Origin of the sequence: Chryseobacterium sp. T16E-39, assembly GCF_002216065.1 — a bacterium.
Lineage (GTDB): Bacteria > Bacteroidota > Bacteroidia > Flavobacteriales > Weeksellaceae > Chryseobacterium.
In genome coordinates, this window is the sequence record NZ_CP022282.1 from 419,422 (window position 1) to 432,848 (window position 13,427).

At 35.7% G+C, this 13,427-nt stretch carries 12 protein-coding genes; 3 read left to right on the top strand and 9 right to left on the bottom strand.

Annotated elements, in window-relative coordinates:
* Window positions 1-13: 13 nt before the first annotated feature.
* Window positions 14-757, top strand: coding sequence for a 4'-phosphopantetheinyl transferase family protein (locus CEY12_RS01655; RefSeq protein WP_089026040.1), 744 nt, complete (start codon window positions 14-16; stop codon window positions 755-757).
* Window positions 758-764: 7 nt separating this feature from the next.
* Here CEY12_RS01655 and ppk1 read toward each other — a convergent pair whose 3' ends face one another.
* A complete protein-coding gene (gene ppk1 / locus CEY12_RS01660; RefSeq protein WP_089026041.1) occupies window positions 765-2,789 on the bottom strand; it encodes a polyphosphate kinase 1 in 2,025 nt (674 codons plus the stop codon).
* A gap of 902 nt (window positions 2,790-3,691) precedes the next feature.
* Here ppk1 and CEY12_RS01665 point away from each other — a divergent pair.
* Window positions 3,692-4,048, top strand: coding sequence for a VOC family protein (locus CEY12_RS01665; RefSeq protein WP_089026042.1), 357 nt, complete (start codon window positions 3,692-3,694; stop codon window positions 4,046-4,048).
* A 21-nt stretch (window positions 4,049-4,069) separates the two neighbouring features.
* Here the strand turns inward: CEY12_RS01665 and CEY12_RS01670 are convergent, their stop codons facing one another.
* Window positions 4,070-4,906 carry an alpha/beta fold hydrolase gene (locus CEY12_RS01670; RefSeq protein WP_089026043.1) on the bottom strand — a complete coding sequence of 279 codons (837 nt, stop codon included), beginning with the start codon at window positions 4,904-4,906 and terminating at the stop codon, window positions 4,070-4,072.
* Window positions 4,907-5,130: 224 nt separating this feature from the next.
* Here CEY12_RS01670 and CEY12_RS01675 point away from each other — a divergent pair, with 224 nt between their 5' ends.
* The gene (locus CEY12_RS01675) at window positions 5,131-6,714 is read left to right on the top strand and encodes a Na+/H+ antiporter (RefSeq protein ID WP_089026044.1); all 1,584 of its coding nucleotides are present in this window, start codon (window positions 5,131-5,133) and stop codon (window positions 6,712-6,714) included.
* 109 nt (window positions 6,715-6,823) lie between these two features.
* Here the strand turns inward: CEY12_RS01675 and CEY12_RS01680 are convergent, their stop codons facing one another.
* From CEY12_RS01680 to CEY12_RS01710, 7 genes are all read right to left on the bottom strand, one after another.
* Window positions 6,824-7,399: an ester cyclase gene (locus tag CEY12_RS01680; protein WP_089026045.1), complete on the bottom strand. Its 576-nt coding sequence runs from the start codon at window positions 7,397-7,399 to the stop codon at window positions 6,824-6,826.
* A gap of 85 nt (window positions 7,400-7,484) precedes the next feature.
* Window positions 7,485-8,315, bottom strand: coding sequence for a helix-turn-helix transcriptional regulator (locus tag CEY12_RS01685; protein WP_089026046.1), 831 nt, complete (start codon window positions 8,313-8,315; stop codon window positions 7,485-7,487).
* Between the two features lie 80 nt (window positions 8,316-8,395).
* Entirely contained in the window at window positions 8,396-8,719 is a 324-nt protein-coding gene (locus CEY12_RS01690; RefSeq protein WP_089026047.1) for an antibiotic biosynthesis monooxygenase family protein, read from the bottom strand.
* A gap of 133 nt (window positions 8,720-8,852) precedes the next feature.
* The gene (locus CEY12_RS01695; protein ID WP_089026048.1) at window positions 8,853-9,407 is read right to left on the bottom strand and encodes a cysteine hydrolase family protein; all 555 of its coding nucleotides are present in this window, start codon (window positions 9,405-9,407) and stop codon (window positions 8,853-8,855) included.
* 403 nt (window positions 9,408-9,810) lie between these two features.
* Window positions 9,811-10,155: a nuclear transport factor 2 family protein gene (locus tag CEY12_RS01700; protein ID WP_089026049.1), complete on the bottom strand. Its 345-nt coding sequence runs from the start codon at window positions 10,153-10,155 to the stop codon at window positions 9,811-9,813.
* Window positions 10,156-10,190: 35 nt separating this feature from the next.
* The gene (locus CEY12_RS01705; RefSeq protein WP_089026050.1) at window positions 10,191-12,521 is read right to left on the bottom strand and encodes an alpha/beta hydrolase family protein; all 2,331 of its coding nucleotides are present in this window, start codon (window positions 12,519-12,521) and stop codon (window positions 10,191-10,193) included.
* 34 nt (window positions 12,522-12,555) lie between these two features.
* Window positions 12,556-13,335, bottom strand: coding sequence for a hypothetical protein (locus tag CEY12_RS01710; protein WP_089029745.1), 780 nt, complete (start codon window positions 13,333-13,335; stop codon window positions 12,556-12,558).
* Between the last annotated feature and the right edge of the window lie 92 nt (window positions 13,336-13,427).

Here is a 13,427-nt window from a genome sequence, read left to right on the forward strand (position 1 = left end):
TGAACAGATTATTATGAATTTATCAATACGAAATACAGGTGCGGTTGAAAAATTATCTCTACTAAGAGCTGATGCTGACTATCCTGCTGCTATTGCAGTGGTGAATAATCCTCTTGTACAATTGAAAGAAATCCGCCACTCTTTTCTTCATGAAAAAGAACTGAATTTTTTTGATACTTTAAAATTAAATAAAGTACAGCACAGCTATTTACTGGGCAGATATGCTGCTAAAATGGCGTTGAGTGCCTTTATGAATGACGTAATAATAACAGATGCAAGGATAGAATCGGGAATATTTCAACAGCCGGTTCTTTATCTTGCTGAGGCCGGAAATGTACAGCTCAGCATTTCTCATACTACAGAAATGGGAATAGCGGTGGTATTCCCGGAAGGACATCCAATGGGAGTAGATGTTGAAGCGATAAATGCAGAACAGATAGACACCATTAAAGGGATCATTACTTCCAGCGAAAAGCATAAACTTCATTTAATTGATACAGATGCCAGTAAAAGCCTGACGATTTTATGGACCATCAAGGAGGCATTATCCAAAGTTTTGAAAACCGGACTCATGACTCCTTTTCATTTATATGAAATCGATCAGATAGAATGTAAAGGAGAAATTGTTGTATGCAGCTTTATTAATTTCCCCCAGTATCAATCGATATCATGGATATCAAAAGGACATGCATGGTCTGTTGTTTTGCCTAAAAAAAGTATTTTAGATACCTCGGTAATCGCGCGGTTATGTTTATAAGCACTCCTTATTTCTTTTTTACTTTTCTCTCCTTCTTTTTATACCAGAGATAGGTTGCTATCTGAGATGAGGTTTGTTTCTCACCGGGTTGATATTCGGAGATACTTTGACCTTTACTGTTAATGATCCTCTTTTTAGTGTGATCATTAAGCTGTATTTGAATAATGGAATTAATCTCTTCAGTTAATTTTTTATCCCTGACCGGAAAAGCAACTTCAATCCTTCGGTTGAGGTTTCTGCTGAGCATATCTGCAGAAGAAAGGTAAATTTTTTCTGCACCATCGTTATGAAATTTATAGATTCTGGAGTGCTCGAGATAACGATCTACAATCCTGTACATTTTGATATTTTCAGTAGAACCTTTGATTCCCGGCAATAATGTACAGATGCCTCTTACGATAAGGGTAATATCAACTTTTGCATTATTGGCTTCAATCAGTTTATTGATAATTTCCTTGTCATTTAAACCATTAACTTTCATGAAAATGGCACCTTTCTTTCCGTTTTCAACATTTTGTATTTCAGTATCAATATGGTGTAAGATGTTTTCTTTAAGGTTAAATCCTGCCACCCATAGATTGGAAATGGGATACTTTTTTTCTTTAGTTCTAAAAAACCGGAATACCTGTTTCAGATCATCCGTATATTCTTTTTGAGAAGTGAAAAATCCAAAATCGGTGTATGTTTCTGCTGTACTTTCATTAAAGTTTCCAGTAGAGAGATAGGCATAGTTTTTTGTTTTGTCACCTTTTTTCATCATCAGCAGCGCTACTTTAGCATGCACCTTCAGGTTGGGCATGCTATAAATAATCTTGATCCCAGCCCTCTGCATTTCATTAGCCCAGAATAGATTATTGTTTTCATCAAACCGTGCTTTGACCTCAACAAAAACAGTTACTTTTTTGCCGTTTTTAGCCGCACTGATCAGGGCGTTGGCGATAAGTGACTGTGAGGATATTCTGTAAAGGGTCACTTTTATCTCTGTAACATCTTTATGAATAGCTGCCTCATTAAAAAACTGAAGGACATAATGATATGACTGATAAGGAAAATGAAGCAGCTGATTTTCCGTATCTATGGCTTCAAATATTGATTTTTTGGTTTCAAAAGGCAGATGTTTTACCGGAGGGAAATTTTCATTTTGCAGATCCGGGAAATTGGGATTAGGGAATTTAAAAAGATCAAAAAAATTGTGATGGGTACCTCCTTCAATCATTTCATAGTCTTTCAGATGAAATGACCTTTTACAGAGCTCTATCATTTCTTCCGGCATATTGAAGTCGTATAGGAACCTTGTGGATGAACCGGATTTTCGTTCCTGCAATTTCTTTTTGATTTTAGATACCAGGTTTCCACTTGCTTCGTCTTCGATCAGGTAATTTTCATCCCTGTTGAGCTTGATTGCAAATGCGGTTGAGGTCTCCTGATCTGTAAATATATAGTGCAGGCATTTCTTGATAATGGTATCTATAGAAATGATATAATTCTTTCCTTTTACAGGACTCAGTACTTTGTAACGGTTTAGTTTATCAGACGGGATATTGATATAGCAATACCTGATTTCACCATTCTTACTTTTTAATTTAATCAATAAATAAAGCTGTCTGTTGTTTAGAAAATATTCCAGGTTTTCGTCTTCCGATAAATAAACAATCTGTACATACGAGAGAATAGTTGTTTTAAAATAATTTTCGATCTCATCAGAATGTAAAGGAAGCAGAGGTTGATTTTCGTAATAGATAATTTTATTTTCCTGCAGTTCAGGAACAATTTGTTTTCTCCATATAGAACCAAATGTATTCTGCTGACGGTTGATTTCTTTTTTGACTTTCTCAAACAGATCACTCTTTTCAGGAATGGAATGCAGATCACTGATTTTTACACGATAAAATTCATCCAGATTGGAAGAATGGATAGCAAGAAATTTTATTCTTTCGTACAGAGGGTTGGTCTTATCAGCGGCTTCCTGCAAAAGGCAGTTATTAAAAGATAGCCAGGACAATTCGGATGGCAGTAGATATTTTTTAGGCATTTCGTAATACTTGGAGTACAATATAATAAAGGTAGGGACAATAACTTTTTATTTCAGTCAGATTACTTTCCAAAAACCTTCATTACACTCTATTTTCATGTGAAATTAAAACAATTTTTTCTATCGGAACCATAATTCTCCCATACTTTGCGAAATATTAACAATAGAATCGTGGAGGATCCCCGATTCTTTAACTGTTGCGAAACAATCTGAAAAATTTGCTCAGTCCACGAGAGCAAAAAATTAAACCATAAAAGACACAAAAGTTTTCACACACTCTGTCATTGCGAACGAATGTGCTTGCACTGAGCTTGTCGAAGTAAAGCAATCTGAACTCACAACAGTCCCAACACTTAAGTTGCTTTAAATTTAATACATGCTGTGTCAGAAATAGACATAAGTTCCCTAGAAGTCTATGATTTATTTTACCCTTTTTGTCATTCTGAAATGGAGCTTTGCGGAATGAAAGAATCTAAACACATTGAGAAAATTTCAAAAAGCAAAGGTTTTTAAATAATGATCTTTAGATTCTTTCAGAATGACAAAGTAGGTATAGGAAACTTCCCCGTCATTGCGAACGAATGTGCTTATATTGAGCCTGCCGAAATAAAGCAATCTCTCAATACAAGTCATAAATAAAGATCAAAGATTCTGTACAAACAATTGGCATAGAAATGTTTATTTGCCATCAGATGGATGTTTTTCTAAATACAGGATGTATTCCTGCGAACATGGTTCAGGAGAAAAATATATCGAGATCTTTGGATGCAAATTTCCCATAACAATATTGCTCTTAATAGGCCATTACAGTGAACTTAGCTCCCAATTATCAAATAAATAATATGATCAATCTTTATTTCAATTAAAAAATAATAGCTAAATTCACTTTTTAACAAAAGAACATGAAGCTTAATCATATCAATTTAGTAGTTGCCAATGTTGAAAAAACTACACAATTCTTTGAAACGTATTTCGGTTTTAAATGCATCGATGTAAAGGGCGATTACATCGTTACTGTATTAAAAGGAGAGGACGGTTTTACATTAGTGATCATGAAAAACAGGGAAGGAAGCCCTGTGTATCCTGAAGCTTTTCATATTGGATTTATGCTGGATACTCAGGAGCAGGTAAACGAAATTTATCAACGGTTAAAAGCGGGAGGTATTGTGGGAGAACAGGAACCTCGTAAGATAAGAGACAGCTTCGGCTTCTATTTCAGTTTTGAAGATCTGATGATAGAAGTAGGGTACTATTACTAAGTTTGTTTGATCATAAAAGATTTAACCAACCTCTTTCTGAAGCATTGGCCAAATATTATCTTTAAACTTTTCACGGAAAATGCCAAAATGCCCTATATCGTGAGTGTCAAAGTCTTTTGCAATAAGATGAATTTTTTTAACAGAAGCATTCTCATATTTTTCTGCTAACCATTCCACAGCTTTTCTTGGAGCAAAGGGATCATTTTCAATACTTATGGAGATTAATGGAACTGTGATACTTTTAAAAAACAGATTTTGTTCTTCTACATGATCGAAAAGATAATTAGGAGATAAGCACCAGCTTCCCCATTGGTTGGCAACATTTTTCGGTAAATCTTCCATACCACTTATTTTCTTTGAAGGCAGATAACCAAACATCTTGATGAGAAGAGGGAAGAACGCTGTCCAATAAGACCATAGCTTATATTTTTGAAACCCATTCCAAAACTTCCAATATCCACTTTGTGCAGCGACAAGGATGATTTTATGAGCTTTTGTAGAAAATTGAGATAGCCCAATTAATTGTCCTCCAATACTATGACCTAGTAGGGTGATCTTAGATTCGGGATACTGTTTTTCTGCATATGCTATAACTGAGCTTAGATCATTTTTACTCCAATCAACAGTATTGTTTTTCAGATTTTTAAGGGGTTGTTTCAAGGATTTTCCAATACCTAAATAATCAAAAGTAACTACTGAGATACCTGCTTGTGCAATAAATTCTGCAAATTTTTTGTAATAAGACTGCTTTACTCCTGTAGCAGATGCTATGATAAGGGTATTTTTGCTTTGTGGTGCCTCATAAATATTTGCAGAAATGGAATAACCTTTATCTGTAGTAATTTCTACTGTTTTCATTGTATTAGAATTATATTTTGTGAATGATTAATGATCCAGGTTTATCTTGGCTTTGTTGGTAAAATAATAAGAATAAATGTAAGATTTTAATTCTCTGGAAAATGATAAATGTAGTCTGATTTTAAGTGTTATACATAGTTTTTCTTGAAAGTTATCTCCTAAAATCTTATTTTTAAAAAACAAATTGATTTCAATTCATTATTTCAAATAACGATTACCTGAATATGCACGAACTATTACCCTTCATGTTAGCACTTATTGTGTTAATAGTACTGATCGAAATGCTGGCAACTAAGCTTAGGGTTGCCTATCCTATACTTCTTGTGGTGGTGGGGTTATTGATCAGTTTCATTCCTGGATTACCAACGATACAGATAGATCCGGATTTGATATTTTTTATTTTTTTACCACCTCTATTGTTTGAGGCCGCCTGGACTATCTCTTTTAAAGAAATGAAAAAATGGTGGCGTATTATTAGTAGTTTTGCTTTTATCGTTGTATTTTTTTCAGCACTTACTGTGGCGTTAATATCCAATTACTTCATTCCGGGTTTTACCCTGGCTCTGGGTTTTCTTTTAGGGGGAATTGTGTCACCTCCTGATGCAGTGAGTACAGGAGCTATTATGAAATTTGTAAAGATCCCTAAAGCAACATCTGCCATTCTGGAAGGAGAAAGTTTACTCAACGATGCATCATCGCTTATTATCGTAAGATTTGCTCTGGTGGCTGTATGTACCGGACAGTTTATTTTTCAGACTGCAATTGTTGAGTTTTCATGGATGGTGATCGGTGGTGTTGGAATTGGGCTTTTGGGAGGCTGGTTATGCATGCAGGCACATAAAAGATTACCTACGGATGCACCATCAGATATTGTCTTTACCCTTGTTGAGCCTTATTTGCTGTATTGGATTGCTGAACAGGCACATAGTTCAGGTGTACTGGCAGTAGTTGCTGGTGGTTTACTTTTATCAAGAAACCGGCTTTCCTTTTTAACGAGTGCCAGCAGAATAAAAGGCTTAAGTTTTTGGGAAGCTTTAATTTTCATTCTCAACGGGATTGTATTTATGATCATTGGATTGGCGCTTCCTGAAATTGTAAAAGGGTTGAGGGAAGATGGAATACCGTTGAGTAAAGCCATCTTTTATGGGGCTTTGGTTAGTGGTATTTTAATTGCTACAAGGATGGTTTCTTCTTATGGAGCAATGGTTGCTACGATCCTGTTCAGGCCCAGTGTTGCACCAGGAGCAGGTCTTAGCAGACGGAGAAGGTTTAGTATGCCTTTATTACTTGGGTGGACAGGGATGAGAGGAGTGGTGTCGTTAGCTGCAGCTTTGTCTATTCCATTAACGCTACCAAGTGGAGAAGCCTTTCCCCATCGGAATCTTATTTTATTTGTCACATTTACTGTTATTTTACTAACGCTTTTAATTCAAGGGCTCACACTTCCATATATCATTAAACGTTCAAGACTTTTTGAGTACGGCAGGGAGCTACCTGAAGACGAGGCAAAAATGAAGGTGAAAAACCATCTCGTGGTAGAAACCATACGTTTACTGAAAGAGAAACAGAAGAAAGGACAGTATGATGATCCTCATCTGCAAAAAATGATCGACCAGTGGGAGTATAAAATCAGTCAACCCGAACATTTAAGAATGACCGAAACTTCCCGGCAGAATTATTTGGAATTGCTGGAAAATCAGCGCCAGTTTTTATCGAAACTCAATAGGGATTCGGAAGTACATGAAGAATACATCAATTGGCAGATTTATCAGATCGATCTGGAAGAAGAACGGATCAGGCTATTGTAATAAGTCAAAAAAAAATACCCAATCAGCGATTGGGTATTTTTTTTCTGAACAGGAGATCAGGCATTGGCATATTATTTAAATTTTGTTGCCTTCATCTTTTTTTGTCAGTTTATTTTTTTGTCATAATCTGATCCATATAGGATTTATTATCCCAGAACAAATATTCTTCACTCATTGTTCCATCCTTTTTCCATATGCCGATGGTCGCCATAGGAAGCTTGAATTTCTTTCCGGTTGGCTGGATCAATGTACCATCACCAACAGGCATTGGCTTTGTGAAGGTACCTTCCATATATCCCATTACTGCGGTGATATTTCCACTTCCCAATTTTATAGGATGTTCTTTGATTCTGGTATCCGGTGCATAAACGAACATGGCATCCAGTGTTTTAATATGCTGTTCTAATCCTTTTTCTGTATGTCCGTCAGGAAAATGAACAAGAATATCCTTAGCGTGGCTTTCATGAAGTCTTTTCCAGTCCCTGTTACTGAATACAGTATAATCCAATGTGTCGAAAGTTTCAAGATTTTTAGAAATCACAGCATTGGCTGCAGCCATTTCTTTGATCTGCTGCAGAGCTTTATCGGTTTCAGGAGTTTTGGTGTTTTCTTTACAAGCTATAAGGTTGAGTATAGCTACTAATGAGGTAATTAACAATGTCTTTGTTATAAATGATTTTTTCATTTTCTATTTGTTTAAAAATTAGAGTACAAATTTCCAAAACAAGAGCGATGAAGTAGTAATATTTATCAGAAGAAGAGTTGTGATTTTAGGAAATGATCTTTGCCATTTCCTTTCGGTACTCCGATGGGGTGAGGCCTGATTTCTTTTTAAAAGCATGCGTGAAGTATGTTTTTTCATTAAAACCAAGTTCGTAACCAATTTCCGCAATTGTTTTATGGGTGGTGATAAGAAGATTTTTAGCTTCTGTTAATTTTCTGGTTTCTATAATTTCCGAAACACTTTGATGTAAAATCTCCTGACAAATGAGGTTTAGATTTCGGATAGTCATAGAGAGTTGCTCTGCATAAAAATTGACATCTTTTGCTTCTTTATAATGTTCATTGAGAAGTATTAAGAAATTTTTAAATGTAGTGCTTTTGATCTTTTTTGATTCGTCATTATTTAAATTGAGTTTCTTTCGTTCAGATTCGATGATCGTGAAGAGGCTGCTCAATAACTGTCTTATAACCGATAGGTCAGGATCTGGCTGAAGGTATTCCTGATAAATAATTTCACAAATGGTGTTAAGACGTTCAAAACATTCATCTGCTTTCAGGCAAATATTTGCCTTATCATGATAGGTTGTATAAAGCTGAAAAACAGTATCAGCAATAAATTCACTTTTAAAGCGGATCCCCCAGATATCACATTGCTTGTTCTTTGCCAAAGGTTTTGCCCTATGCACTTTGCCTTGTGTAATAAAGGAAACAAAAGGAGCATTCATGACCTGAGATTTAAAATCTATAAAATGCTCCAGTTGACCATATTTCCCAATAAGTAATTCTTCAAAATCATGATGGTGAGGATCATTGTCTTGCTGGCTGATCCTTTCGGATTCAGTGACACCTATTTTGAATATTTTAAAAATTTCATTCATGTATTCATATTAGACAATAAATATAATGAATGATCCGATAGGTCAGAAGTTCGGACGGATAATTGTGTTGCAGACGTTAATTACACTTCTCTGGTATCATAAACGTTACAAAAACTACGCTGTGCAGATTCTGCTAACTGCGTACCTTCAGAAATCATACGTTTTCCTCCTTCGCTGTTGATTACACCTTGAAAAGCTTCCATATTTTCGTATTGTGCATAAAGGACAACGCTTTTTCCATCTATTCCTTTGTGATAGCTTGCAGAAATAAATCCCGGGCAATCTGAGATAAATTCGTCCGTACATGAAATCAGTAAATTGAGTAATTTATCCTGATTCTCCGGTGCAACTGTGAAAACATTAATTAATGTTAAATACCCCTGTTCTTTTGAAATGTTAATCATCTTGTATTGTTTTTAAATGTTATAGTCAATTTGGTGATTAAAATTATCTATAAAATAATTGGAATCAGGGGACCAGTTTCATTTTTGTGGATGCGCCAGTAAAGAGTTTGTTTTTTATCACTCTACTTAACGATTAGTTACCATGTACATATTCATCTGTACTTTTAACTGTGGAATAGAAATAGTTCAATGCTGCAAGAAAAGACTTCTGGACTTCAAAAGCTGCTACAGATTTTCCCTGGATCTCGAGATCCTTAGTTGCACAGGCGTCTCCAATTAATGTACAGGTGAAATTGAAATCTTTGGCAGCTCTCGTAGTTGCATCAACGCACATGTGGGTCATCATACCGCAAATGATTAACTCTGTGATATCATTTGTTTTTAAATAGTCCAGTAATTCTGTGTCCCGAAAACTGTTGGGATAGTTTTTGGCAATAACTTTTTCATCACCTACCGGCGTTACATTTTCGTGGATTTCAACTCCCTTGGTATTGGGAATAAAAAATGTGGAACCTTCTCTTGTTGAAAAATGCTGAATATGAATAACAGGAAGTGATTTTTTTCTAAAATCTTCCAATAGTTTTTTAGCATGTAAGCTGGCTTCTAAACTTCCGTTCAAAGGATTGGCTCCTTCTTCAAAATAATCATTCTGAATGTCTATAATGAGTAATGCTTTTTTATTTTCCATTTTTAATCAAATTAATAGATGAGTTATTTTTAGATATTAAACTTAAAGCAACTTAGGTGTTAAAACTTTTGTGTTTTTAATTTTAACCAAAGATACCTCAGATTTGCAAAGATGTACACTTTTATCTCTCTCTCAGGTCCTAGAGATCAAGCAGATTTTTATCGCCACGATAAAAAAATCATTGATTTTTAGAAACTTATGTGTTCTTCTTATGCAATAGGTATTAAACTTAATGCAACTTAAGTGTTAAAACTTTTGCTTGTTGAGATTGCATTATTTCGACAGGCTCAATACAAGCACATTCGTTCGCAATAACAAGGTGTTCAAAAAACTTTTGTGGCTTTTGACTTCGTCGAATCTTCGATTTGTGGCTTACTATTTGTCTTATCAATTAGCTGTCATATTACTCTGTATACAGCGCATACATTCTATTTACCTTCCCTTCATCATTAAAGAACATCACTTCAATCGCTTTTTTATTCATGATTGATTGATAATAGAGTGCGACAGAATTGATTCCGTACGTTACATCATACAATATAAAATGCAGATCAGGTACTTTATCAAGAGCTTTTAACCAATAATTTCTAACAGCTTCTTTTCCTTTTAGAGTATCCTCCCCATTGGTAAATGTTTTTATCATGGGAGTAGTGATTTCAATATCATCTGCATAATGACTTAAAATTTCGTCCAGGTTATGTGAATTCCAGGAGTTAATCCATTGAGAGGCAAAGTTTTTAATATCCATTCTAAAAGTTTAAAATAAATGTGATTATGATTTTTTTATTTTGGGGAATCAGAAAGTTTTACAAAACTTACATCATCTAAAATTATGGCACCTTCCGGACTCTTATCAAAGATCAAAGAAATTGATTTCAGACTGTTCAGATCCAATGTTGGATATTTTTTATGGAGGGTATCCAGATCAAAATAAAAGTAATCCGGAATTGATTCTGCATCTCCGTTGTCATCAAAAAAGGCAAACTTAGTCAGGTTCTTTTTCAATTGTGGCTGAAGCGGAGCGCAGGTACTTAACAGAAAACGAATATGTGTCCCTTTCTGATCGGTCAGTTCAATACTAAAGTCGATTGCTTTTTTTTGTTGGTTCTCTTTTGAGGGGTTTTTCTTTTCCTCTTTCTTATCTTTTTGTTCCTTTTTAGGGGCTACAGGAGATTCATCACTTTCTGCCAGATTGAACGCCAGCGCATAGCCTGTTAGATCCTGACCTATATTTTCATTAAAATCAAATGTGTAGCTGGCTGGTTTGTTAGTTGTTTCCTGATGATTCCAACCGATATATACTGCCCGGGAAATCTGACTGTTCCAGATAAGTTTTTGCTGTGCTTCCCTCCAAAGAGTTAGGTTTTTCGTGGTGATGCTTACGCCTGGCAGGGTTCCGGTAGACAGGTTTAAATCCTCTTCATAACGGGCAACGAATAACGTCTGACTATCTTCAAACTGATTGAAATAAATGTGATTGGGAAGCCATTGACGACCGTAGCGGTAATCTGTAAAAAGGGGCTTATATACTGTTTCTCCTTTTAAGTTAACATCCAAAAACGCGCTGATATATACTTTTGCGATCTGCTGCTGTTCTTTTTCAGGCATCAGATGCGTCATATTAAATTGACTGATATACGGGCTGCTTGAATCATACCTTCCCCAGGAAGTATTGAATTGACCATGATTTGCCTGATTAACATATAATCCCGCCTTGAATCCTTGGTAGCCTTTGGTGTATTGGATTCGTTTATAAGTGGCCAGACCTCCATAAGACTGCATATCCATATCATGGACACCCTGAATAACAAAATAATTAATATCCTCCAACGGAGCCAGTATGGAAGCAGGTTGATATTGACCATCTACCGGAGCAATAGCTATATATGCTTTTATATTAAAGTTAAAATCAAAGACCTCATTGGCATTATCAGGAAAATAAGGGAGTTTGTTAAACAGAGCAGCATGTGACATCGCTTCTCCACCTCTTGAATGCCCGATCAGAGCAATCTGATCCATGTTGATCTTGTTGAAAAATGGATTTGAAGGGTCTTTATTCCACTTTCGCCATAGTTGCAGATGTTTAAGCATCAGCCAGCCACGTGCGCCATTTTCATCTTTAAATCCTTTCTGATCCAAATCTGTGATGCTGGTATTCAGGAAATTTTCATCCACAGAAGCAACGATATATCCTTTACTGGCCAAAAGCTTTCCAAGATAATCATATCCTTTTTCAGACCAATCCTGAGCCAGATGATTTCCATGAACAATAAGTACCAACGGAGCCTGTCCCTGGAAATTTTCGGGATACCATACCATGGCATTCAATGGCAGTTGGGTTTTGTCGAATCCAAAATATCGTGTACGGAGTTTGCCGGAAATACCATTCCAGGATTTAAGAAGAAGGGATCCGTCTACTGAAGGTGTTTTAATACGTGCATCTTTTCCATAAAGGGTTCGGCGTTTATCTTTCCCGGACCCATAGCTCAGGAAGCCTATCTTATATTTACCGGGAAGGGCAGGGTCAGGAGCTTCAATAGGTACTGGAAGGTTTCCTGACATTTTGTAATTCGTTAATGCCGTTTGAGAAGTTCCATCATACAGAAATATATAGCCGCCTATACCTAAGCCCAGAACTCCAATTAAAAGTGAAATTCCTGTGACGATTTTCTGTCGCAGTGACCACGATTCTTTAGCTTTTGACCTCCAGTAGAATAATGCTCCAAAAGTGAGCGCAGGAAAAATAATAAGAAAAACAATGAGTATCCAGCGAAAAGTAGGGGTAATTAAAATCAGGTAAAAGAAGAAGAACAGTAAAAAACCGATAGCTTGCCTGAAATTAGGCGGTGTTTTTCCTATTAAACCAGCCAGCCCACTCAATATAGAACCTACAAGATAACTGACCAGAAAAGAAATAAGTATGAATAAGATGAAATTGCCAAAACCTATTGCAGGAAGGAATTTATCTGCTGATACCAAAATAAAAAAGAGAACTGAACTGATAAGAATGCCAAAACCGGCAGCCTTTAAGGTCTGACGGTTAGGAGTTATCGAAGCTTTTAATGGTTGAAGCCGTTTTTTCAATTTTTTCCATAACGTAATGTCTTCTTTCATGATATAATGTTTGGTATTTGGGTTTACGTTTTTTTTACTCTGTTGAGCTCATCTCATGGAAGCTTTTGGGATCCGGATACTTAAATATGAAATCCAGTTCGGATATTAGCTTAGCAGATGAAATTTTTTTTCCTTTGGGATCATCTGTTATCTCCGCATTTTCAAGATTTTTCTGAGCATTGATCACTTCTGATTTTGTTGGATGGAGCGGAGCAACTACATTATAAATTTTGGACTGGGATTTTTGGTCAATCATTTTTTCAAGCACTAAACCAATGTCAACATAGTGGATATGGTTAGTGAAAAAGTTTAGGTTTGATACACGATATTTGCTCAAAAACCTGTCTTCTCCCATTAACCCCGCCAATCGTAAAATATTGACTTGTGGATATTTGTTTTTTATCATTCTTTCACCCGGAACGTTATCAGAAGACATATCTTCTTCTTTTAATTCCTGATCAAGATCCGGATAAACACCGGTAGAGCTCATTAGAAAAATCTGGCCATTAAAATCACCTATAAAAGAAAATAAATTTTGAATTCTATTATATAATGAACTTGCACAGCAGTTTTTTCCTGAAATAGGGATCGTTATAATCAATACATCAAGCTCTTTAATGGCTTCCCATTGGACATGTTTTTCAGACAACAGATAATCCGGAAAATTGATAATACATGGATGGAATCCTTTCTTGTTTAAATATTCTTCTTTGTCTGAAGTCGTCGTAGTGGTATATATTTCGAACTTTTCTGATAGTTTTTCTGCAATTCGTGACCCAAGCCATCCGTAACCTATAATTCCTGCTTTTTTCATATGATTTTTTTGTCCAATCCCCATTGGTAACCCCTTGTTCAAATGGGATTTATAATAGAGGAACTGTAACGAATTATTTTTAAAGAAGTGAA